Below are 23,417 nucleotides of genomic sequence, written 5' to 3' on the forward strand. Positions count from 1 at the left end.
TACCTGGTTGTATATTTCATGTCCTTCAGAGGATACGATTTGAGTATACCTGGTTGTATAGGTCATATCCTTCAGAGGATACGATTTGAGTATACCTGGTTGTATAGGTCATATCCTTCAGAGGATACGATTTGGATATACCTGGTTGGATATTTCATATCCTTTAGAGGACACGATTTGGGTATACCTGGTTGTATAGGTCATATCCTTTAGAGGACATGTTTTAGGTATAGTGGGATAAAGGACCTAAATCCTCTAAAGGATATGATTTTATTAACAGATATAAGTCAAACCATCAAAAACGTTGAAAGATTAGGTTCTAAGAGATTACAACAAAGATTGAAGCAGAGCATGTTAAACAGCAATCACCTCAACAATTTCAGGAACCCTTTGTTTTACCACCATTTCCACACCGCTCCGAAGGGTTTGAATACTCATGGGGCATCCATCACATGCACCGGTAAGTTTCACTTTTACGCGTAAATCATCAGTAAGCTCAACAAAAGAGATGTCACCTCCGTCCGATTTCAGATAAGGGCGAACCACTTCCAGAGCTTCCAAAACTTTTTGCGTAATATTTTGTCGTTCAATATCCATAACTTGATTATTTTCTGGTAATTTCCACAACCTTTGTCGGGGGCAATTTCTCATTACGTTCCTTCACCGCTGCGACGACTGTTTGGGCAAGTTCGGTAAAAGCTTTCCCTGTGATAGTGTCGGGATTAAGGGCTGAGGGTTCACCCTTATCGCCTCCTTCACGAATACTCTGAACGATAGGTATTTGCCCCAAAAGTTTTGTCTTCAACTCATCGGCAAGTCTTCGGCACCCGCCTTCGCCAAAAATGTAATACTTGTTATCCGGCAGCTCAGCAGGCGTAAACCACGACATATTTTCAACCAAACCAAGTACCGGAACATTAATTTTGTCGCTGGTAAACATGCTTATACCTTTTCGGGCATCAGCCAATGCCACATCCTGAGGCGTGCTAACAATCACGGCACCGGTGATAGATATGGTCTGAACAGCTGTCAAATGAATATCACTTGTACCGGGCGGAAGGTCAATTAACAAATAATCGAGCTCACCCCAGTCGCCGTCGGCAATCAACTGTCTCAAGGCATTTGTTGCCATAGCACCACGCCATACCAGGGCATCCTCGGGATTAACAAAATAACCGATACTTAAAATCTTTACGCCATATTTCTCAACGGGGATAATTTTGTCTTTCCCATCAACTTTCCGCAGTAAAGGTCGTGCATCTTCAGTTTGAAACATTTTAGGGATAGAGGGGCCGTAGATATCAGCATCCAATAAACCGGTATTATATCCCATTCTGGCCAGGGCTACCGCAAGGTTGGCAGCGATAGTGGATTTTCCCACCCCTCCTTTTCCTGAAGCCACGGCAACAATATTTTTAACCTGTGGCAAAAGTTTAGGGGCTGGTTTAGGAATTCTTGGTTTAACCTTAATAAAAATATTCCCCTCAATTTCAGCATCTTCAGAAACATATTTTTTTATGGCCTGAACAGACGCTTTTTTTATGGATGATATAAACGGGTCATTGGCCCGCTCGAATTTTAAACTGAAGCTTATCCGCTTACCGTCTATGCGGATATCATCTTCAACCATGCCTAATGAAACTATATCTTTTTCTTTTTCAGGATGTATTACATGTTTTAAGGCATCTAATACCAGTTTGGGATAAAAACTCATATCTAAATTTATTTAAACTTCTTAAATATAGGACAAAGGTAATAAAAATGACAAAGTGAGCAATAGTTTATTTGAAGCAGTTACCAACAGCTTTTAGGTTCCCAAAAAACTTCCTCAAAATTAGTCACTTTATCGTTTACGACAGTAATACCTTCCATCTCGAGCAATTCCTGCATTGTGTTTGCATTTGGAAAGGCATGTTTCCCTGTAAGCATTCCATTACGATTAACAACCCTATGAGCAGGGACATACTCGTGATAGGAAAAAGCTTTGTTCATGGCCCAGCCAACCATTCTGGAAGCTCGCGGCGAGCCAATAGCCCGGGCAATAGCACCGTAGGTAGTAACCCTGCCCGAAGGTATTTTTTTTACAACTTCATAAACCCGAGTAAAGAAATTTTCATCAACCGACATAATCAACCATCATAGAATTTATGTTTTTTGCACATTTCTGGTTTTAACACCTCTGCCGGCACTCCGGTAAGGGTCGGGTTCTATCTCAACATCCGGTTCCTTCAATTGTGAGACATCATGAAGTTCGAACTTCAGGTATTTAATAGGGATACCGTAATCCAGCCATTTGGTTTCATAATAAGTTTTAATACCCAATATATCATCTTCATACCCGTTTCCGTACAAGTCAGCTTCATCGACCAGCGGAACAATATTGTTTACCTCCAACAAAGCTTTAGTGTATGCATAAAGAAAATTGCTATCGGTTTTCAGATGAATCACTCCCCCCGGTTTCAGAAAGTTGCGGTATCGTTTTAAGAAAAATGAGCTGGTCAGCCGCTTTCTCACTTTTTTCATTTGCGGGTCGGGAAAAGTTAACCAAATTTCATCCACTTCAGCAGGCGCAAAAAACGAATCAATAACTTCAATTCGGGTGCGCAGGAAGCCTGCATTTTTCAATCCCCGGTTTAAGGCATCGGTAGCACCGCGATGCATTCTGCTGCCTTTTATGTCGACACCGATAAAGTTTTTATCGGGGTATAATTTGGCCAGTCCTACAGTATATTCCCCTTTACCACATCCAAGTTCTAAAATAACCGGATGCTCATTGTTGAAAAATTCTTGCTTCCATTTCCCTTTCAGGGGATGGTCCCGATTTAAAACATCTTTAAGATTGGCCTGAACCACATGTGGGTACGAGGCCATTTCTGCAAATTTTTTCAGTTTGTTTTTACCCACTACAACAGTATTGATTTAGGTTAATCAGAATTGGTTTCCCGTGTTAATGCTTTTTCAATCCACAAGTAAAAAGACCGGACACCGGGCAGAGCATCGCGCCGCATCCCTTGAGTAACAGAGAAAGTAAATTTTCCCGGTGCATTCAGTTTAACATCATTTTTATAAAGCCAATACACAGTTTTTTTATTGTCACTCCCTTTCCCAATCCATTCACCGGTTGGTTCAGCCACAAAAAACTCCATGGTATCGGTTTGCATATGTCCATCGGGACTTAATACATTGATAAAAAGCCAAAGATTGCTATATGGATAGTCATTGTTATGCACAAAAGAAAACCCGATGTTAACCACCTGTGAAGTATCCCGTATTTCGGGATAAAAAAACAACGTTGAATCTTTATCCCAAACCTGACCGGCCAATTCCTGCCCTTTTTCATAAATAGTAATTTCTTCACAGGCAAAGGTTCCAAAAACAAAAACCAATAGTGCAAACAACCACTTAGCCTTTACCGTTTCCCGATGACTTTGAGGATTTATTTCTAAATCTTCTGTTCTGGTTTCCTCCATTTCCGGATTTATTTGAACTTTTTCTACGTTTACTTTTTTTCTTTTTAGATGATTTCTTATTCTGATTATCAAAACGTGTGATGCTGTCTTCGCCAACCACATTGGTATAATCAATCTCAGTATTAATTTCGGTAAAGACTTCAGAGGTTAGCTTTTCTACTTTTTGCCCTTTTTTATTCAATTCAATAATTTCTTTGACTTTATCTACCGAAAGCATTACCATATTGGTAGAATTATCCTCACCCGAAGCATACCACATTAACCGCTTAAAAATATCGGTTTTAACATGATGATAGGTTTCGGTTTCGGTTTCGAGGGGGATATCGGTAGGTGGGAAGTCTTTCTGAGCATCGATATAGGTATCCAGCTCGTAATTCAGGCAACATTTAAGTTTACCGCATTGTCCGGCGAGTTTTTGAGGGTTCAGAGATATTTCCTGATATCGAGCTGCATTTGTGGTCACCGATTCAAAGTTGGTAATCCACGTTGAGCAACAAAGCTCTCTGCCACACGGTCCGATACCACCAATACGACCGGCTTCCTGTCGGGCACCGATTTGTCGCATTTCAATCCGAACTTTAAAACGGTCGGCCAATACTTTAATCAATTCCCGGAAGTCGACACGCTCATCAGCAATATAGTAAAAAATGGCCTTGGTACGGTCGCCCTGATATTCCACATCCCCGATTTTCATATTTAGGTTTAATTGTTCGGCGATACGACGCGACTCTAACATGGTATCATGTTCCAGAGCTTTGGCTTCTTCCCATTTTTCGATATCCACCGGTTTGGCTTTCCGATAAATACGTTTGAACTCATAATTGGCAGGGTCCAGATTGTTTTTCTTCATCTGCAGAAGCACCAATTCGCCAGTAAGGGTCACAATCCCGATATCATGACCGGGGGATGCTTCCACAGCAACAATATCTCCCTTTGTGATTTTCAGCTGATTACTGTTCCGATAAAACCCTTTTCTGGTATTTTTAAACTGAACTTCGACAATATCGGTGCTTTTGGTTCCGTCCGGAAGGTCGGATAACCAATCGAACACTTCCAGTTTTCCACACCGACTGCTACATGTATTACATTTGCTACTATGTGCAATGGTACCTGTTTCCATAAAAACGCATTTTTTTAAGAGAGCATTACGACCGGCCTGGCAAAAGCTATATCTTTAACCATTAATTCATCATCCAAACCATCCAATTCCGATTGTAAGTTTATAACTCAATCAGAAATCCTACAGGTTTACAACCACATAATATTCCGGTCATCATGCTCAGGATATATATATAATTTTAATTAATAAAGCCGAATCAGACCAAATTGTTCGTAACCCGAAACAATCCGCTAACCTGCATCGACATATCGAAAAGCACAAGTTTAACATTACCATTACGTTCGATATGAGCATGGGCCAACTCAAACTCTTTAACCATTTGCTGCACATTGCGGTCATTGACAAAAGCCTTAAATTTTTCAATAAAACTATTTTCTTCGGATGTGGCATATACCAGCTTAGGAATATTGAAATTGGCAATATAACTTTCCCGTAAAAAGTCGATGCAATATTGCAACAAGTTCTTCACTCTTTCTTTTGGCATGGCAGCCACATCATCTACCCACTGGTTAATGGCATCTAAATTGCCTGAATAAGCATTACGCATGGCCGAGACAAATAAGCTATGTAGCAACTTCTTTTCTTCACTATTACTTAAGATTTGTCGTGCAACGACGAAGCTGCCTCTGGCAATACGCGCCACATTACGGGCCTCCTCTTCCGCCACACCATAAATATTTCGGATTGCCTCAACCATGGAATCTTTATCAATTCCCGGGATTTTCAGTTGTTGCGTTCTGGATAAAATGGTGGGTAAAATCTCGGTCGGATAATCGGATACCAAAATAAACAATGTTCGGGCAGGTGGTTCTTCCAAAATTTTAAGCAACCGGTTAGCAGCCTCTCCCCCCATTTTTTCGGGCTGCCATATAATCATTATCTTATATTTGCCCTCAAAAGCTTTGAAACTTAACTTGCGAATAATTTCATTCCCTTCTCTGGAAAAAATCCTCAACTGACCTTTTTCTGCATTCAGAACCCCCGACCATTCATTTTTAGAGATATATGGGCTTTGAGTAACAAAGTGTGTCCATAATTCCATGAAATCACTACAAACATTTGGTTTTCCACTGGATTTATTCACGATAGGAAAAACAAAATGTAGGTCGGGATGTGCCAGCTTAGACATTTTTTTACACTCGGGACAAACCCCGCATGCATCGTCGGGTCCGGGATTAAGGCAATTTACATATTGCGCAAAAGCCAAAGCCAGGGGCATCAAACCCGAGCCCTCAGCACCGGTAAATAGTTGAGCATGACTGATTCGATTTTCACGCACCATGGCTATCAGGTGCTCTTTTATCGCTTTTTGCCCTATAACATCCTTAAACAACATAATTAACGCACAGTTTTAACAGGAATGACCATCCCAAACCAAATAAAAACCACTATCTCTTCCACCAGCCACAGATTGAAATCTTTCCCGTCTATAATCTCCATTATTATTACAAGGGATGGAATACTCCTAGTTAGTGCTCAAAGATAAGAAAAACATTCGGACACTCTTTGTATAAATTATTATCCTACTTTTGTATAGAAATAGCCCGAATATTCTCAAAATCATTAATAAATGATACCAACAGCGCCACTTCCGGCTGAAACCCGCAAAGTTATATTGATTTGTCCGTTAGACTGGGGTTTGGGCCATATGACCCGCGATTTACCCCTGATTAAAGCCTTCAGGAATGACGGTCACCGGGTTATTGTGGCGGCATCAGCCCGTCTTATTCAATGGCTGAAAAAAGAATATCCCGAAGTTGAAACCACCGTATTTCCCGGCCCTGAAATTAAGTATGGCTCCAAAGCATTTCTGGTGGTAAAACTGATATTTCAGCTTCCCCGCCTATGGTTATGGTATAAAAAGGAAAAAAGAATTACGGCAGGGTTGGTAAAAAAATATCGTCCACAACTAATCGTCTCCGATAACAGATATGGGGTGAGACATCCTTCGGTCCTTTCCGTTATTATCACACATCAGTTGATGGTCAAATTACCAAAACCAATAAAATGGATGGAATATCCTGTACATTTGGTCATAAAAAAATTGCTGCAGAAATTTAATCAATGCTGGGTCCCCGACTTTAAAAAAGAAAATTCGCTGGCAGGTGATTTGGTGCATAAATATCCTTATCCGAAAAATGTAACGTTTATTGGTCCTTTATCCCGTTTCGACGACCCTGATTTAACAATTAATGAAAGCATTAAAACAGATAAAGGAAATATATTGGCCATCATCTCGGGTCCTGAACCTCACAGAACACATTTAGAGCATAAACTTAACTTTCTGTTTCGCCATTTCGCGGGGAAAGTATGCCTTATCCGGGGAACCAACTTTAATAACGATTTTTTAGTAAAAAAAACTCCCAACATAGAAATATACAACTATTTACCTACCTCCGAGTTATTTCAAAAAATAATGGCGTATGAAACAATATTGTGCCGTTCGGGCTATTCGACCATTATGGACATGTATGTTTTAAACAAAAACATGGTGATGGTTCCAACCCCCGGGCAAACGGAACAGGAATATCTGGCAAAATATCATGACAAAAGAAATCATCTCCGGTTAATTTTAAATCGAAAAAATTTATCAAACCCTTTTGATACGCTTTCAATTCTCAATCCGGCCAACCATAAACCGAAAAGAAAATCGGCTTCGACCATTCCTGCCCCACCGGAAATATCCGATAAACATACCAAAACATATAATTGTAACAGCCCGGAAAAGAATGGCATCAGCCAACCCAGACCCAACTTTAGAGAAATTCTAAAAAATATTTTTTAGTAAAAAACCTACGTAATACTCTTAAAACTTTTTGTTTTTTCTCCTTAGGCTCACCGAGCGGTCTTCTTGGTTCTTCATCGATATGACTCCACAATTGACTTTTTTAACAGAACTTTTTCTCTTAGTCAAAATTCAATTCGTCAACAAAAAACCACCATTCATCATTTAAAGGAAACCTTTAAAAGGGAAAAAAGTAAACAATAAGAAGGAATATCAGGAAACAGGAAACCTTTCTGAATATTCTCCGTAACAATTCGCAAAACAATTCAAGTAAACGCAAAATGAACTTCTTACTAATCGCAGTGGTGGCAGGTATATCTGCATTGTTTTCGTACTTTGCGATTCGTAAAATATATCCGGAAATCGTAAAAAAGAAAGCTTCGCGACAGCTTGAAGAAATTCTTTTTCCGAAAGGCGAACATCAAAAACATGAGATGCTTCAAACTTTCAGGCTAATAACCAATGACCGTTTCAGCGATACAGAAATGTTAGATTACTTTTTAAAGATTAAAGGCTTACAAAGCATAGATATAAACTCAGAAACCAACTTTTGGATAAAAAAATATCTTTTTCACCCCACTGCGATTAAACTTAATTATTTTGAGCAAGTCAATTTCTATAAAACTTTTCTGAATTATCCCGCGGATGAAGAGAAAAGTTTTACGGAAAAAAGTAAACCGGTAAATCGTTTAAAGAAAGCAGAAAAAGGACAAAGGCATCAAGAAAAATTGGTAAAGACGATAAAAAACACACAAGAATAAATTAATTTTACGGACAAACGAACACCCGGTATCTGCCTCACGTTTTCTTCATGGCCCTTGATTGTGAAGCAACATAACCGGGTGTTCTCTTTATAATGTTTTTCCTGGCATTTTATTATATACAGATACAATTTTTTTCAACAGTTGACACCATTCTTTCACTACCCATTGCCATATCATTGAAAAAAACATCTTCTCTATTACCAGATTAAACTATTGAGCAAAAATTTACCGGGAAAAGAAATAATTAAAAGGGAACTCTTAAGCCAAAAATCTGAAATTTAACAGCCCATAAAGAAGCACTAAAAACATGTCGTTAAGGCATCACTTCGGCGGTCATGGGATTTTTCAATCCTATAGCATCAATAAAAACAGCCTTAACAGAGCCTACCAATATTTTGGCTTCAACAATTATGGGGATTCTACTCAAATCATCTGTTACCCAAACAGTCATATCCTCACCCTCTTCAAAAATAGTTCCTTCGACCAACAAAGGCGAAAACTTCAGGCACCTGAATTTACGGTTATCCCTATTTTCTATCACCTCTTTTCCCAGGTACCTAATGTACAAATTATGGACTTCACCGTCAACAATTAAATTAATCGGAATTTTTTCATTGACCTCATATTTGGAAAAATCAATTTTTCTGGCCTGATACACCATGGACAATAGGTCAAAAGAACACTCGGGCCAGTTAAAAACGGTGTCTTTAACCGGTCGATCCGGTTTTCGGATGTTAGCTTTCACCACTCTATTTTCGGCATCAAACAAATAATGGTGTTGAGCCTTATAGGAACCTTCATTGGTTTTTCGATAAAATTCCAGTGGCTGCAAAGAATGCGGGTCAACCCAAACATCAAAACTGTCACGAACTTTAAATAATAAATCATAGGCTTTATAGGTGTTTCCATATGCCTTAAAATGCCAGGCGGGCTGCCCCTGCCAAGATGATTCATCAACGGCAAAAGTTACCTCCCCTGCATTTATCCAAATAAAACCCCAATTGTAATAAGCATGATAGGTAACCTTTTCGCCGGGTTTAAAAATATCCAGATTGGAATAGCATTGACCTTCTCCATTTGTCGGAATCCCAAAGCAGACAACCAACAACCAAAGGATTAATTTAAAACTGAGTGCCAATCCCTTATAATTTGAATATGAAAAATATCTGACTTGTTTCATAAAAAATGAGCAAATAGCAATCTTAACCACAAAGAATCATAATTAAATTATAAAAGCCATGATTCAAAGTGGCAAGTTAGTCAAATAAATAATAACCGAACAAATAATAAGGTAACTGAGAGAAAATCCACAAAACTTTCCTCTCTTACTAAAGATTAACCTTACCTATTTTATTTTCAATAGAACTAATTTTGGAATCCATTCTTCCAATCGGTCCTTTTCTGGCATCGATATTAATGGTTGCATAAATTCTATCGGCCAATGGTTCAAGTATCAGATAAGCCTTGTTGACCACCTCAAGGGCTTCTTGCATTGTTTCGGTTTCAATAGTTGTTCCCATTGGGTTAAGCCGATAAGAAACACCGCTATCACGAATAAAATCCAGCACTTTGCTAACATATTGGCTAACACTTGCCCCTTTATCGGTGGGGAATATGGCAAAATTCAACAATACCGACATAATTTACCTCCTCTCAGATGATGTTGATGTGTTTTTATCAGTTTTAATTCGGTTTCGGTTGACAAAATCAAGAACCGAAAATTGATGAATATTCCAGGCGACCAATTGGTCCCAATTGGCACGGATGGTTATTTTATCAGGATAATAATAAACCCTTTCAGGTTGTCGACCTTCACTAAAATCACCGGTATCCCACTGTCCGTTATCATTTTCATCTATCACAATTCTTAAATAATAGTCGCCCGGTCTCAAAAACCTGAAAGCCTGCTTGCCATTTGACGGAACATTACTGCTTCTTACCGGGTTTCCCTTACTGTTTAAAACCTGTATCAGAGCCTTTTCTTCTGCATTGGTTACATTAACATAAAGGGTCCCATAATTATCTTCAGGTTTAATTTTAAAAGATGCCTCCAATGGTTTGTTGACCCTTCCGTAAATTCCTTCAAACGCTGCCGAGTCAATTTCTAAACGGTATTCAGCACCCGGCATCCAGTCATGGTCCAACGTATAATAACGAATCCGTAAAGAGTCTTGCAAAACATTAAATGAAACAGATTGAAAAACAGTATCATTCAACTGATAAAGCGAAACAGAATCGACTATCATATTTTTCAACGGAACAGGAAATGTCATTCCCACATCAGCTCCTATTTCAAGAGTACCACCTGGCAATCGAACACTAAGGGGTTCAATAGTTTTTTCCTCTACATCATCCTTGTCGCGTCGTCGCCGACTACTCTCTATTTCTTTATCCCGGAAGAACATCTTAAGAGTATCAATTCGGTCGACATATTGATTTAACGAATCCCGAACCTGGTAAGTCACTTCAACAATTAAAGAATCTTTGGAAATAAAAGAACTATCCGACATCCATATCATCACGGTATCGTGCTTTACCGACCGTTCATAAACAAACCAATCTGCAACGTCAGAGTCAGTACCAACAGGCTTAATTTTTAAAGAATCTTTTAAGGGACGATTAAAGATAAAATCAAGCCGATGACGTTCTTCACGCTCCCTGGTATCGAGATATTGTTGCTCATAATCTTCCTGGAAAAGGAATAACTGAAGACTATCGGGGATATATACCAACTCTTTTCTATAGAGTACCGTATCGAGCGTCACAGAATCTTTAAAAAGCGAATCGACCCGGGTTCGCCACTCAAATGATGGTTCAATTATGTCGGGATGCCAGGCAATACGTTCCCCGGGCTGATCAAAGCGATAATTGCGATTTAAATCTTCTAATGCAAAAATTCGATATTTTCCGGGTGCCAAATTTTTAATAACAAATTCTCCCTTATCGTTGGTTTTGGCAAGCCTACTAGGAACCATATTGGTAAAAGCCGAATCAGCAAGGTTATTATGAGCCAAGACTAAGGCCCCCGATACAGGATTATGTGTATCGGCCTCTAACACATACCCGGCAATTTGCAATGAGTCTTGGGTCTCACCGGTAGAAAATGAAAAGGTAAAACCGACAAGCGGATTTCCCTCATTGTTGTCCTGAATAGCATCAGCAAAATCGATTGTATAGGTAGTAGCGGGTTGAAGTTCCTCCTCAAAAACTACGGTCACTTTGTTTCCCAAACCTCTGATGGTTGGTAAATTGTTTAGAGGTGGCGAAATCACCACTTTTTGAAGTGCATCTTTAAGGACAATCAGTTCATCAAAAACAATTTCAATTTTATTATCGTTAAAATTAGTGGCATTGAGAGGTGGGTCTGAATCAATCATCCGAGGCGGTGTCTCGTCTTTGGGTCCTCCCTCCGGATAACCTTGATTGGCACAACCCCAACTGAAAATAAGGCCCACAGAAAGTATAAGCGCAAAAATATTTTTAATCATCAAACGTTTATTTTAGGTAAACACCTTCGCAAAGTTAGAGTAAAATGCTGAAACTTTTTAAATTTGCTCCGCAATCCTCAAACAAAAATCATGCAAACAGAAAATAACACCAACCATAACTCTCAGAAAAAGTTATACATTATACTGGGTGTTCTGACCTTACTTTTGCTCATTATTGCTGTCTTATACATCAGTCAGCATCGTGAGATGAAAGAGGTGGTAGAAGAGATGACCAAAGAAAAACAAATCCTTACTGAAGAATACCAGGAATTGGCTCTGGGGTATGACTCTTTGCAATCGACCAATGACACCATTAATTTAATGTTGGAAAAGGAAAGAGAAAAGGTTGAGCACCTCATCGAAGAAATAAAGACCATAAAAGCCACCAATGCTTCCAGAATAAGGGAATTGCGAAACGAACTTACCACCCTTCGAGGGGTTTTAAGAAGTTATATTGTACAAATAGACAGTCTTAACCGCCTTAATGAAGAATTGAAAAAGGAAAATAAAGAATACCAACAACGATATTCCAAAATAAGGGATTCCTATAAACAACTGGAAGTTGTAAAATCAGAGCTTGAGAACAAGGTGGAAATTGCCAGCCGCCTGGAAACCACCAACATGCGTGCCACAGGATTAAATACGCGAGGTCAGAAGACACGACGCGTGAACCGCATCGACAAAATAGAAGTTTGTTTTACAGTAAAAAAGAATATCACCGCTCCGGTAGGCATAAAGCCGTTTTATCTTCGATTGGAACGCCCTGACGGACAGTTATTGCTGCACAGTCGGGATGACCTTTTCCCCTTTGAAGGTGAAGAGATTCATTATTCTGCCATGCGCAACATTGAATATGGCGGTGAAGAGATTGATGTTTGCATTTATTATGATGCCGATATGGGTGAATTAATTCCCGGGGAATATATCGCCGATATATTTGCCGATGGTGCCAATATAGGACGATTTACTTTCGAGCTCAGGTAATTATTGGAATCACTTTGAAAGTAAGCCAAATTGGCCACGTAATATTTAGCTCCAATCATACGGGGTAGATTGATAGACATAATAATTAAGCCAGTTGGAGTATAACAGTTGAGCGTGGCTTCTCCATCGTACTACGGCCTCCTTACTGGGATCATCGTTTAGGTAATAGTTTTTTGGAATAGCAGTTGACAAACCTTTTTTCTGGTCGCGTTGATATTCCTCACCCAGGGTGAGCTTATCGTATTCAGGATGACCAGTAATAAACACCTGACTTCGGTCTTTAGAGAGGATAATGTAAGGCCCGGCCTCCTCTGAATCGGCAAGTAAGATCAGGTTATCCACTTTTTCAATATCCTCTTTTCTCACTTCGGTATATCTGGAATGAGGTGCCCAAAACAGGTCGTCAAATCCACGCACTAAAGGTTCAGTAGGGTCATAGACGAAATGCTCGAAGACTCCAAAGAGTTTGGCCGGGAGCTCATGTTTGGGGATACCATAATGATGATACAATCCTGCCTGTGCGCCCCAGCAAATATGTAAAGTTGAAGTCACATGGGTTTTACTCCAGTCCATTATCTTCTGAAGTTCGTTCCAATAGGTAACCTTTTCAAAATCCAGTAATTCCACCGGTGCCCCGGTAATGATAAAACCATCGTAGTTTTTTCCCTTGATTTCATCAAAGGTTTTATAAAAACTAATCAAATGTTGTGAAGGGGTATTCTTAGGGGTATGAGTCGAGGTGATGAGCAACTCCACCTCGACTTGCAGAGGTGTATTAGATAAAACCCGCAAAAGATGGGTTTCGGTCTTGATCTTAAGGGGCATAAGATTTAGAATGAGAATGCGTAACGGCCGTATATCCTGAGTGACCGCCCTGCTTTCTCCCATTACAAAAACGTTTTCCGCCTCCAGTAAACTCTTGGCAGGTAATAAATCAGGAATATTTACAGGCATGACATATCTGATGTTACAAAAAGAGCTTACAAAGATAAGCCATTGACCGGAATAATCAACAATGGATTAAACCGTCTCTCTCATTCGTATAAAACCTTAATTAAGATGTGAATTCCCAACCGGGCACAAGACTATAACTTTCAACCCCATATCAACGCTTTAATATACCGTAAAATAATATATTCAGAATATTATCCAGTTGTAACCTAAAATCATCAAAATTATCGATTCCTCTTAATAAAGGCAGCTCTAAGCCCCTAAGAGCAGTACTAATACCAATAGCAGCCAAACGAAGATTTTTAATATCAAATTGCCCGGCGGAGACACCCTCTTCAAGAATGGTTTTTAACATTTGTTTTTCGGAAACTTCCGACTTTTCCCGAATTTCATCTAAAAACAGGTAACTGCGATAACTCTCATCACGCATTGCCCTCTGAAAATTTTTCAATTCCCGAAGCGTTTCCATTCGGATAATGACATAATCATTAAATTTCTGTTTTGGAGGATATTCACTCTTTACCACTTCCCAGAGCCGGTTTTCCAAAATTTCTGATTCAAGTTCAATGACCGCCTGAAAAATTTCCTCTTTATTTTTAAAATAGTAATAAAGAGAACTTTTCCCTTTTCTTAAGGCAACGGCAATGTCTTCCATGGTTGTTTTGCGGTACCCGTATTGCGCAAAAAGATCCCGGGCCGACCTTAAAATTAAATTCCGGACAGTATCTTGTCCTGAAATAAACGAATTAAAGATACTACTCATAACATACAAATTAAGGTTACAGGATAATCACTATTTAAGATAATATCGAAAGAGGTCATTTCTGCTTTTTCACCTATTTTCAAATAACACGAAGAATCCATTAAAAATCTATACATTCGAATTAACAAAGAGCTAAGCCCTTTAGGTGGCCAGTGCAAAATCCAATTGTCGTCGTTCTAAGTTCGCCCGTGCAACCTGAACCCTAACCACATCGCCCAATTGATATTTGCGATTTTTATAACGCCCTACCAGGCAATAATTTTCTTCATCGAACTGATAAAAATCATCATCCAGGTCACGAATAGGCACCATTCCTTCGCACTTATTTTCAATCAATTCAACATAAATACCCCACTCCGTAACTCCTGAAATCACCCCGTCAAACACCTCACCAATTTTATCCTGAAGAAATTCTACCTGTTTATATTTAATGGAAGCCCGTTCAGCATCGGCAGCTCTAATTTCCATTTTGGAACTATGGTCACATAATTCTTCATATTTCTGCGCTGAGACGGATCTCCCGCCTTCCAAATAGCGTTGCAGCAGTCGATGTACCATCATATCCGGATAACGCCGTATGGGTGAGGTAAAATGGGTATAATATTTAAACCCAAGGCCATAATGACCAATATTATGAGTAGAGTAGACTGCCTTAGACATAGTGCGAATGGCTAATGTTTCCACAATATTTTGATGTTTTTGTCCTTGCACTTTATCTAACAAACGGTTCAACGAATGACTGATAGTTTCCTGTCCTTTAGGTTTAGCTTCGAGGCCAAACTTTCGAACGAACCGACTGAAGGTTTCAAATTTTTCAGGATCAGGTTCATCATGTATTCGATAAACAAAAGTTTTAGCTGTTTTGTTGTGATGCGAAGGCGCTTTGTCCAATTCATTCTTCCCGATAATCTCAGCTACTCTTTTATTCGCAAGCAACATAAACTCCTCAATAAGTTTATTGGCGTCTTTGGGTTCCTTAAAAGTAACGCTCAAAGGTTTACCGTCATCATCAAGCTCAAATTTTACTTCTACACGTTCAAAGTCGACAGAACCTTTACTGAAACGTTCTGCCCTGAGCTTTTTGGCAAGATCGTTCAATACCTCCAGTTCCATTTTACAATCACCCAAACCGGTTTCAATGACCTGCTGGGCCTCCTCATAAGTAAATCTCCTGATACTTCGAATAATGGTTCGCCCAACCCAAGAATCAATAATTTTGGCATTGTCATCGATCTGAAAAACGACGGAAAAACATAACTTGTCTTCATCAGGGCGTAAAGAACATAGCTCGTTACTCAAACGTTCTGGAAGCATAGGCACCACTCTGTCAACCAAATAAACAGAGGTAGCGCGCTTTGCAGCTTCCTTTTCGATAATGGAATTGGGGTTTACATAATAAGTAACATCGGCGATATGGACGCCTACTTCCCATAATCCATTGTCCAACTTTCTAACCGAGAGCGCATCATCAAAATCTTTAGCATCTACCGGGTCAATGGTAAATGTGGTAACACCCCGAAAATCCCTCCTTTTCTTAATTTCTGAATTAGGGATAGACGCTTTGATTTTATTGGCAGCAGCCACCACATTTTCCGGATATTTATAGGGCAAATTAAACTCGGCAAGAATTGCGTGCATTTCCGCATTATTTTCACCGGGCTCACCTAAAACATCCACCACTTTTCCAATTGGATTTTTGGCTTTGTCAGGCCACTCGGTAATTTGCACCACCGCTTTTTGTCCGTTTTTCCCTCCATTAAGCTGGTCAAGAGGAATAAAAATATCGTGGTGCATAACCCGCGAATCTGCCACTAAGAATGCAAAACCTTTTGAAACTTGCAGGATACCCACAAAATGGTCCCTATTACGTTCAATAACTTCCACTACTTCTCCTTCGGCTTGTCGTCCAGGTTTTCGGGCATACCTTAGAACTTTCACTCTATCACCATTTAAAGCATGACCTAAATTACTTTGGGCAACAAAAATATCCTCATCCCCTTCGTCGGGAACAATATAAGCGGCTCCACGTTGTGTCATCTCTACAACGCCTTCTACACAGGTTCCGGGGACAGTTAGTAACTTAAATCGGCCTGTAGAGACTTCTTTTAAATAATTTTTTTTGGCAAGCTCCAACAAAAACACCTCTACTTGCAATCGGTTCTTTTTTCTGGTTATACCTAATGCAGAGGAAACTTGTTTATAATTATAGGTTTTATTGGGATTATTTTCGAAATGCCTTTTTATTGCCGTTAGCAAATCATTCTTTATAAACCCTTTATTATTTTTCTTCTTCTTTTTTGACATAAAATTTAATCTTTATTCTTTTCTATTTATTTCGTATAACATCAATCTAATTTATAACGTCTTGCAACAACAATTGGCATATAGCTTTGCTTCCTAAATATCAACCACGAATCTATTACTTGAAATTATTAGCATACAATACTATTGCTATAAAAATTTATCTAATTCAAAGATAAGAATTACGAAAACAATTGTAAATATGTCGATAAATTTGTTCTAATATTGGCAAATTCAATATTAAATGTATAAAAACCTGGGAACAGTAATCAAAATGAGGAATATCAAAGAAGCTTCTTTACCACAAGTAACTTACATTATTATGGTAGGGATAATCATCAGTTTATTAATCTGACCTGAATTATCATGTAATGCCGAGCTTAGCCGTCACAAAAAATTACAGTCAAATCTGAAAATCAAACGGCAAAACTATTGATAAACATAACAGTTAAAAACTAAAATGGTTCGCCCCAAATGACAAATATTTAAACATTAACGTCAATCAAACAAGGACATTATAATAAATAAAATTTAGATTATCGACCACTCAGGAAGTCCTAAAGAAAAATAAACACTATAAAAATCGGATAGTCAATCTAATACATAAAACCCCATTTTCTTTGGGTGATCCAATACCCTTCTATGTCCCGGGATTTTCTTTAACATTTTTAAAGCGACCAAATCTCCACCCGCAGCTATAATATAAAAATAACCATAAAGCCACCATCCCAGAGAACCTATAAACAAGGATGCAATATAAGGAATAACACCTAAAACTAAAAACGGAAGCAAAGCACCTAAACGATAGTACTGAACACGAATCGGACTAGAACAATGACAATAAGGAGTAAAAGTTTTGCTTTCAATGCCCAGCTTCACGGATTTGAAACCACCTCTTGCAAAAATCCCAAAAACCAATGCATGAAGCAATTCATGAACCGGAATACCGGCAATTAAAATAAATAAAAAAAATAGTACTTCTTTAAAATTCCAATCAAGGAAAGGTTCACTCCCATGCAAAACAAAAAAAGGTATCCCCGTAACGAATAAAGTAGGTATTATCAACCCCATGGCCTTTTTAGCAGCCTCCTCTATGGTAATGGTTATTTCTGTCATGCAATGGGCCCCTTCTTCTACAAAATGGTTGGCTTAGGAAACATGCAAATTTAGTTTCTTTATTCTTTTATCAAAGCATAAGAAACCCAACTTAGAATCTTTATAATGTATATTTCCAACAAACCTATCCCCTTGCAAGAAAATTAATTTCCCCAAATTTAAAAAAGAGCAAAATAACAATAGCCTCAACAAGTTAAAAAAGCCTCACAGCACAATCAAACAAATTAAATCATCAATCAACAGTGATAAAATCAGAGAGCCTCATGCGAGACAATTACCCCGTCCCTCCGTTAGGGTAAGACTTTGCTTAATAAAAAAATCCTTAAACCCTCAGTTTTTTGCTCCACTATCGGACATATTCAACAGCGAGCGCCTTAGCTAAAGACTCATCAAATTTAACAGGAACAAACAACTTAAACTCGGAACCTTCGCCGGGTTTAGATTTTACTTTAATATATCCGCCGATCATTTCTGCCAGGTTTTTACATAGAGGCAATCCAAGCCCATTTCCTCCAAACATTCTGGTATAACCCTCGTCTCCTTGCCGAAAACGCTTGAATATTACATTTTGCATATTCTTGGGGATACCAATTCCTGTGTCTTTCACAGAAAAAATAACCCATTTGTTTTTGTCATAATAAACTTGCAGAACAATTTCGCCCACTTCAGTAAATTTAACAGCATTGGAAAGTAAGTTTTGTAAGACTTGTCTTATGCGTACCTCATCATTAATAAATTCTATATCTTCTGTAAGATAATTCTCGAATATTAACTTAAGGCGAGTTTTATTGTGTTTTTCCATTAATTGCCTGGTCTCCTGATTTAAAAATTTAAGCAAGTGTTTCACATTCACAGGGTGAGGATTCACATGCACCAGGCCAGAGTCTATAAATGAGAATTCAATAATATTATCAATAACTTGAAGAAGATGGGCACTACTTTCATTGATCATATCAATATACATTAGCATCTCTTCCCTTGTCAACTCTTCATCCTTCAACAAATTTGAAAATCCAAGCACCACATTTAATGGTGTACGAATTTCATGACTGATATTAGCGAGGAAGGCCGATTTAAGGCGATCACTTTCTTCTGCTTTCTCTCTGGCTTTAACCACCTTGGTAACATCCCTTAAGATAGTCATTTTAGCATGAAGGCTCGATTTAAATTGAATAGGGACTGTGGTTATTTGATATATCCTTTTATTAATGGTTTTTTCTTGTCGTTTCCGAATCTTGGTCATTTCGCGAATCGAAGAAATACACCATGAGCACGGGGCGTTTTCACCAAATACCCTTTTATAACATTTTGTATTATTATCCACATCCCCAAATCGCTTTTTAAAAGCTTTATTTGCGTAGATAATATTAAAATTAGCATCGCTAATAAAAACCGGATCATGAAGCGCCTCCATCATGGTTCTGTATTTCAACTCACTCATTTCCAGAGCTTGTTTAGCCTCTCGCTCTTCCGTTATATCTTCAACAAAGGTTACGCTTTTTAATTGCCCGTCAAAATCTGAAATTAAAACGGAATTAACAATTACAAATTTTTTATTACCATGTTTATCAATAATATTTAATTCAGTCTGTCCCTTTGATTTCCCGGTTTTAAAAAGAGCCTTGTACTCGACAAGAAGCCTATTCTTAAAATCCTCATGAACCAGCCCACTTAAATGTTTATCCTTAATTTCATCAAACGAATACCCCAAAATTTTACAGAAAGCATCGTTGGCATATTCTAACACCCCATCCCTATTGCAGATACAAGTACCAATAATAGATTCTTCAATAATAGAACGAAAACGTGATTCACTATTTTTTAAATCATTCAGAATTTTCTGTTGATCAGTAATATTTCTGGCAATAGAAAGAACGGCCTTTTGCCCTCTTAAATCAAAAAGTTTAGAGTTAATTTCAACCGGGATTTTTCTTCCATCTTTTGTTCTGTGAAAAGATTTAAAAATGACAGATCCATTTTTAAAAAGCTGGTCAACAATTTTTTTTTGGTCCACAGCTCCGGGGGCATCTAAATCTTCCGGCTTCATTAACGAAAATTCATGACGAGAATATCCAAGACGCCTACAGGCAACGGAATTAACCTCGATAAAAAAACCCGGGCGCCCGGTCTTTTGGTCAATCAAATGTAAAAAAACCGCATCTCGAAGGTTTTCAAATAAGGTTTTGTATATAAGCTCTTCTTCAGAAAAAACATCTTCAAAAACCCTTTTATGGAGAGCTTTCTTAACCACTTCCGCAACATAAGGGAAAAATGCCTCCTTATCATCCGACCATTGAATAAAATCAACCGCGCCTAGTTTCATAGCTTCAACAGCCTGCTTAACATCGCCATTGGAAGATATCATAATGAACGGAATGTGGATTGCTTCACGCCTTAACTCCCGAATAAATTCGGGCCCTTCCATATCGTTCAAATAATTGGCTAGTACCAACAAATCATATTCGTCATTGCGAAGCCAGTTTAGAGCCTCCCTTGTTAAACAGCTACAATCCACACCACAAAACTCTTTCAACAAAAAAGACTGCAGCTCTTTGGCCCGTTCCGGCTTATTATTAAGCAATAAAATTCTCGACGAATTATACATCATGAAAGTTAAATAAGGAAAAATTTCTTTTTAAGATACGTAATTCCCAATACTTTGTTTCCCATTCAAAAATAATTTCCAAAATAATAGTTGCTGTTTTTAAACAAGTTATTTATTGTAAGCTAATTTCATCCGTATAAATTTATCTAAGTTATTGGTTGGATGGAACTCGCATGGCTTATGTTTATAAATATTCTTGATGTGAAAAAGCCTTCTTGCCATGGTCGTTTCACCTCTGATATGAAATCAAATTATTTTTTAAAATCGCCTAATACTTATAAAAGAGCTCAAGAAAAGGATTCCATCCGGTTAAAACATTTCAACACAAAAAAACGTTCAATCATTCAATTATTCGCATCAACTTAATCATAACCGGCAAATGATCGCTAAACCCTCCCTTATATTTATTTCCCTCAAAGGTTCGAAAAGGTTTAACGCCGGAATAATCATAATCTTTTTCTAAAAGAAAATCAGCTGCAATAACATGCATCATAGTGTCTTTCAGAAAAAAACCACCTTCACGACGAGGCGCAAAAAGAGCAGAAGAAACTAATATCTGATCAAAACAAAACCATGCATTCTGGTGCTTGAGTGTTCCAGGCACCTTCCCAACCGGATTCCACGCCAAATTTATAAGCCTTTTTCCTGCTGTTCCTGGTTTTCGGCTAACAATCTTCAGGCTTTCATCATTTGGTTCATCATTAAAATCACCCATTGCAATGATTTTGGAGTGCTCAGAAACCGATAATATGGAATCACAAATATTTTTTAAAGTCTTAGCAGCAATTAATCGTTTAATGCGGGTTGAAGCCTCTCCACCCCACCTGGATGGCCAGTGATTAACCAAGACGTGAAGAGTATCAATTTCATCTAAAATTCCACATACATACAAGATATCACGAGTTGGAGGGAAAGAAGGCGGAAGTTTTACTTCAACAGGAAAGGACCTAAGCACCTTAAAACGGTCTTTTCGATAAATTAAAGCAACATCTATTCCTCTTTGGTCAGGCGAGTTAAAGTGAATGACCGAATATGAAAAGCGATTCAAGCCTGTAGTCCAAATCAATTCATTTAGAACCTTTTTATCCTCCACTTCGCAAACACCCACCAACACCGGGGGCTCCCATTTTCCGGCATATAAAATAACCCTGGAAATATTAGCTTGCTTAATCTTTTTTCTGTAGTGATTCCACTGTCGAAAGGTTTGTGGCAGATATTCATCATCTATAGCTACGGAGTCAGGCTCAGGATTAAAAAGATTTTCAACATTGTAAAATAAAATGCCTGCCATGTCATTACTTTGCGACATGGTGTATTGAGATATAGTTATGAAAAATGTGACCCACCACAACCCCCAACGATACATCATGGTAATTTCACAGCCGATAGGTGTCGATGCAGACAATCAATTACTGTTTATCAACCCTCTCATAGGCACCGAGATCGGGTCCCTTGTCCTTCAATCGTGAATTTCCCAGAATATCTTTAGGATAATCGCGCGCAATATCAGAAATTCCCACATCTCTGGCAACTGAAAGGGAATCCAATTGATAATTATATTTTAACGTATTTAGAAAAGCGGGATCTTCATTAAACAGCACTCCGGAATTAAAGACATCCGACCAAGCCACCCTAACTTCATCGCTAACTTTAACCAAGGAATAATAAAAATCAACATTAACATCGCCTACCAGTTTTTCATTGTCCTCGTTTCTTAGGTCAAGCTTTATTTCGTTTCCATTTTTACCATAAATAATGCAATTATAAAATTCGGCAGCTTGAAGGGGTGTAATAGTTATATCATCAGAATTATTGGGATTATTATAAAAATAATTAGATATAACCAAAGCAGGAACACTTCTGTAATTCCAACTAAAATAGTTAGCAATAGTGCAATGGTAAAATTTATAACTGCCCCCCACAGTTAAAGCCACCGAGGCACTACCACAATCGCCAAATACAGAGTTTGAAACAATTATAGAAGAATTTTGTGCTATAAGCCCTTGAGAGGCTACATGCTCTATTTTCACATTATTCAGATATAAAGGGGGATGTCCTTCTTTAATACCAACAGAGTCAACCACCAATCCCATAGTACTATTTCGGATAATGGCATTGTTAATGTAATGATCTCTACTATCGGGCATTAATTGAATATACCCCCATTGGCCGGGCTTGTCCTGATACCATTCATCCAACCTATCACTGGCAAAGAGAACGGGCTCTTCAATACTCCCATCAACATTTAAAGACCCAAAAACTAAAAGGGAAGCATCCTTGTGAAAATACAATCTGGCACCGGCATCTATGGTGAGCGTTTGAGCACTATCAACCACTACCCAATCATAAATTAAATAAGGTTTATCCTTTGTAAAGGTTTGCGTTGTTAATATTTCTTTTCTTAAAGGAACTACATTTTGTCCATAAGCCAGCAAATGAACCTTGTAAACCTGGTCGCGTATGTAAAATAAAATAGAATCGGAAACAACAAAAGGCGTATTTTTTGAAGTAGGATTAATATTAACTTCTACAAAAACAAATAAACTATCGTTTCCGAATATGGGAACATCGGAAATTGAACTTCCGGCAATACCATTAACATTCAAGAGAAAATTAGAGTCATCTCCTCCACCCAATTCAATCATATTGATCACAACATCTTCCTCAACGGGATTGTAAATCCTGAAATTTTGTGTGGTAGAGCCAATAGCTGTGAATACAGTATCAAAAGCAACGGTATCGGTGCTAAATTTCAGTTCCGAACTGTCTCCACTTATAACATACTCTCTTTCACAACCCACAAATAAGGCCGTTAAAAGAAAAATTGCTATTATAAAATATCGTGAAGGCATACAAAACTTTTTTCCCCGAATCAACAAATAAAATTCAAATGATTATTGACTTAATTATACATTTGATGTAAAATAAACAACTATTTTCGAAAACACAAAGTTTTTTTTATTAAAGGCAAACTATTTTTTACAATTATTAACAACGAAATTGTACGATTGTTTTACCTTTAAGTTTCAAAAGAAAATCCTATTAAACAATTAATTAATAAAAAATTAAA

Annotated in this window: 20 protein-coding genes; 3 read left to right on the top strand and 17 right to left on the bottom strand. The window is 38.1% G+C overall.

Going from position 1 to position 23,417, the window contains the following annotated elements:
* Positions 1–354: 354 nt before the first annotated feature.
* The 7 genes from BM130_RS05770 to BM130_RS05800 form a co-directional block, all read right to left on the bottom strand.
* Positions 355–597: a NifU family protein gene (locus BM130_RS05770; RefSeq protein WP_010526181.1), complete on the bottom strand. Its 243-nt coding sequence runs from the start codon at positions 595–597 to the stop codon at positions 355–357.
* 7 nt (positions 598–604) lie between these two features.
* Positions 605–1,714 (bottom strand): Mrp/NBP35 family ATP-binding protein, encoded by a 1,110-nt coding sequence (locus BM130_RS05775; protein ID WP_010526180.1) that lies wholly within the window; start codon positions 1,712–1,714, stop codon positions 605–607.
* A gap of 80 nt (positions 1,715–1,794) precedes the next feature.
* Positions 1,795–2,127: an MGMT family protein gene (locus BM130_RS05780; RefSeq protein ID WP_010526179.1), complete on the bottom strand. Its 333-nt coding sequence runs from the start codon at positions 2,125–2,127 to the stop codon at positions 1,795–1,797.
* A gap of 18 nt (positions 2,128–2,145) precedes the next feature.
* Positions 2,146–2,904, bottom strand: a complete 759-nt coding sequence (gene trmB / locus BM130_RS05785; RefSeq protein ID WP_029626442.1) for a tRNA (guanosine(46)-N7)-methyltransferase TrmB — start codon at positions 2,902–2,904, stop codon at positions 2,146–2,148.
* 20 nt (positions 2,905–2,924) lie between these two features.
* Entirely contained in the window at positions 2,925–3,470 is a 546-nt protein-coding gene (locus BM130_RS05790; protein ID WP_010526177.1) for a gliding motility lipoprotein GldH, read from the bottom strand.
* Positions 3,403–4,590: a PSP1 domain-containing protein gene (locus tag BM130_RS05795; RefSeq protein ID WP_010526176.1), complete on the bottom strand. Its 1,188-nt coding sequence runs from the start codon at positions 4,588–4,590 to the stop codon at positions 3,403–3,405. The genes BM130_RS05790 and BM130_RS05795 overlap by 68 nt, the downstream gene beginning before the upstream one ends.
* Before the next feature lie 196 nt (positions 4,591–4,786).
* On the bottom strand, positions 4,787–5,926 hold the full coding sequence (locus tag BM130_RS05800; protein WP_010526175.1) for a DNA polymerase III subunit: 1,140 nt from the start codon (positions 5,924–5,926) through the stop codon (positions 4,787–4,789).
* A 234-nt stretch (positions 5,927–6,160) separates the two neighbouring features.
* Between BM130_RS05800 and BM130_RS05805 the strand changes: the two genes are divergently transcribed.
* Both BM130_RS05805 and BM130_RS05810 read left to right on the top strand, forming a co-directional pair.
* Complete coding sequence (locus BM130_RS05805) at positions 6,161–7,375, top strand: glycosyltransferase (protein WP_010526174.1); 1,215 nt, start codon at positions 6,161–6,163, stop codon at positions 7,373–7,375.
* A gap of 281 nt (positions 7,376–7,656) precedes the next feature.
* Complete coding sequence (locus tag BM130_RS05810; RefSeq protein WP_010526173.1) at positions 7,657–8,136, top strand: hypothetical protein; 480 nt, start codon at positions 7,657–7,659, stop codon at positions 8,134–8,136.
* 316 nt (positions 8,137–8,452) lie between these two features.
* Here BM130_RS05810 and BM130_RS05815 read toward each other — a convergent pair whose 3' ends face one another.
* The 3 genes from BM130_RS05815 to BM130_RS05825 form a co-directional block, all read right to left on the bottom strand.
* Positions 8,453–9,277, bottom strand: a complete 825-nt coding sequence (locus BM130_RS05815; RefSeq protein ID WP_237706072.1) for a DUF3108 domain-containing protein — start codon at positions 9,275–9,277, stop codon at positions 8,453–8,455.
* Positions 9,278–9,467: 190 nt separating this feature from the next.
* Complete coding sequence (locus tag BM130_RS05820; RefSeq protein WP_010526171.1) at positions 9,468–9,779, bottom strand: MTH1187 family thiamine-binding protein; 312 nt, start codon at positions 9,777–9,779, stop codon at positions 9,468–9,470.
* 3 nt (positions 9,780–9,782) lie between these two features.
* Positions 9,783–11,627 carry an Ig-like domain-containing protein gene (locus BM130_RS05825; protein WP_010526170.1) on the bottom strand — a complete coding sequence of 615 codons (1,845 nt, stop codon included), beginning with the start codon at positions 11,625–11,627 and terminating at the stop codon, positions 9,783–9,785.
* Between the two features lie 90 nt (positions 11,628–11,717).
* On the opposite strand from BM130_RS05825, the gene BM130_RS05830 reads away from it, so the two are divergent.
* Positions 11,718–12,611 (top strand): DUF8429 coiled-coil domain-containing protein, encoded by an 894-nt coding sequence (locus tag BM130_RS05830; protein ID WP_010526169.1) that lies wholly within the window; start codon positions 11,718–11,720, stop codon positions 12,609–12,611.
* Between the two features lie 45 nt (positions 12,612–12,656).
* On the opposite strand, the gene metA is transcribed toward BM130_RS05830, so the two are convergent.
* The 7 genes from metA to BM130_RS05870 all read right to left on the bottom strand — a co-directional run bounded on the left by metA (position 12,657) and on the right by BM130_RS05870 (position 23,199).
* Positions 12,657–13,565 carry a homoserine O-acetyltransferase MetA gene (gene metA / locus BM130_RS05835; protein WP_010526168.1) on the bottom strand — a complete coding sequence of 303 codons (909 nt, stop codon included), beginning with the start codon at positions 13,563–13,565 and terminating at the stop codon, positions 12,657–12,659.
* A 151-nt stretch (positions 13,566–13,716) separates the two neighbouring features.
* Positions 13,717–14,325 (bottom strand): TetR/AcrR family transcriptional regulator, encoded by a 609-nt coding sequence (locus tag BM130_RS05840; protein WP_010526167.1) that lies wholly within the window; start codon positions 14,323–14,325, stop codon positions 13,717–13,719.
* Positions 14,326–14,466: 141 nt separating this feature from the next.
* Complete coding sequence (gene rnr, locus BM130_RS05845; RefSeq protein WP_010526166.1) at positions 14,467–16,629, bottom strand: ribonuclease R; 2,163 nt, start codon at positions 16,627–16,629, stop codon at positions 14,467–14,469.
* A 588-nt stretch (positions 16,630–17,217) separates the two neighbouring features.
* On the bottom strand, positions 17,218–17,742 hold the full coding sequence (locus tag BM130_RS05850; protein ID WP_010526165.1) for a DUF3267 domain-containing protein: 525 nt from the start codon (positions 17,740–17,742) through the stop codon (positions 17,218–17,220).
* A 346-nt stretch (positions 17,743–18,088) separates the two neighbouring features.
* Positions 18,089–20,350, bottom strand: coding sequence for a PAS domain S-box protein (locus tag BM130_RS05855; RefSeq protein WP_254771978.1), 2,262 nt, complete (start codon positions 20,348–20,350; stop codon positions 18,089–18,091).
* Between the two features lie 337 nt (positions 20,351–20,687).
* Entirely contained in the window at positions 20,688–21,752 is a 1,065-nt protein-coding gene (locus tag BM130_RS05865; protein WP_029626440.1) for an endonuclease/exonuclease/phosphatase family protein, read from the bottom strand.
* 4 nt (positions 21,753–21,756) lie between these two features.
* Positions 21,757–23,199 carry a hypothetical protein gene (locus tag BM130_RS05870; RefSeq protein ID WP_010526162.1) on the bottom strand — a complete coding sequence of 481 codons (1,443 nt, stop codon included), beginning with the start codon at positions 23,197–23,199 and terminating at the stop codon, positions 21,757–21,759.
* Between the last annotated feature and the right edge of the window lie 218 nt (positions 23,200–23,417).

This window comes from Thermophagus xiamenensis (assembly GCF_900112795.1).
Taxonomy (GTDB): domain Bacteria; phylum Bacteroidota; class Bacteroidia; order Bacteroidales; family Marinilabiliaceae; genus Thermophagus; species Thermophagus xiamenensis.

Bases quoted from the DNA above. Each gene is read 5' to 3' on its own strand.
- BM130_RS05840 (WP_010526167.1), bottom strand. From the start codon at position 14,325: ATGAGTAGTATCTTTAATTCGTTTATTTCAGGACAAGATACTGTCCGG.
- BM130_RS05800 (WP_010526175.1), bottom strand. From the start codon at position 5,926: ATGTTGTTTAAGGATGTTATAGGGCAAAAAGCGATAAAAGAGCACCTG.
- metA (WP_010526168.1), bottom strand. From the start codon at position 13,565: ATGCCTGTAAATATTCCTGATTTATTACCTGCCAAGAGTTTACTGGAG.
- rnr (WP_010526166.1), bottom strand. From the start codon at position 16,629: ATGTCAAAAAAGAAGAAGAAAAATAATAAAGGGTTTATAAAGAATGAT.
- BM130_RS05805 (WP_010526174.1), top strand. From the start codon at position 6,161: ATGATACCAACAGCGCCACTTCCGGCTGAAACCCGCAAAGTTATATTG.
- BM130_RS05830 (WP_010526169.1), top strand. From the start codon at position 11,718: ATGCAAACAGAAAATAACACCAACCATAACTCTCAGAAAAAGTTATAC.
- BM130_RS05795 (WP_010526176.1), bottom strand. From the start codon at position 4,590: ATGGAAACAGGTACCATTGCACATAGTAGCAAATGTAATACATGTAGC.
- BM130_RS05810 (WP_010526173.1), top strand. From the start codon at position 7,657: ATGAACTTCTTACTAATCGCAGTGGTGGCAGGTATATCTGCATTGTTT.
- BM130_RS05780 (WP_010526179.1), bottom strand. From the start codon at position 2,127: ATGTCGGTTGATGAAAATTTCTTTACTCGGGTTTATGAAGTTGTAAAA.
- BM130_RS05870 (WP_010526162.1), bottom strand. From the start codon at position 23,199: ATGCCTTCACGATATTTTATAATAGCAATTTTTCTTTTAACGGCCTTA.
- BM130_RS05855 (WP_254771978.1), bottom strand. From the start codon at position 20,350: ATGATGTATAATTCGTCGAGAATTTTATTGCTTAATAATAAGCCGGAA.
- BM130_RS05775 (WP_010526180.1), bottom strand. From the start codon at position 1,714: ATGAGTTTTTATCCCAAACTGGTATTAGATGCCTTAAAACATGTAATA.
- BM130_RS05850 (WP_010526165.1), bottom strand. From the start codon at position 17,742: ATGACAGAAATAACCATTACCATAGAGGAGGCTGCTAAAAAGGCCATG.
- BM130_RS05820 (WP_010526171.1), bottom strand. From the start codon at position 9,779: ATGTCGGTATTGTTGAATTTTGCCATATTCCCCACCGATAAAGGGGCA.
- BM130_RS05790 (WP_010526177.1), bottom strand. From the start codon at position 3,470: ATGGAGGAAACCAGAACAGAAGATTTAGAAATAAATCCTCAAAGTCAT.
- BM130_RS05825 (WP_010526170.1), bottom strand. From the start codon at position 11,627: ATGATTAAAAATATTTTTGCGCTTATACTTTCTGTGGGCCTTATTTTC.
- BM130_RS05770 (WP_010526181.1), bottom strand. From the start codon at position 597: ATGGATATTGAACGACAAAATATTACGCAAAAAGTTTTGGAAGCTCTG.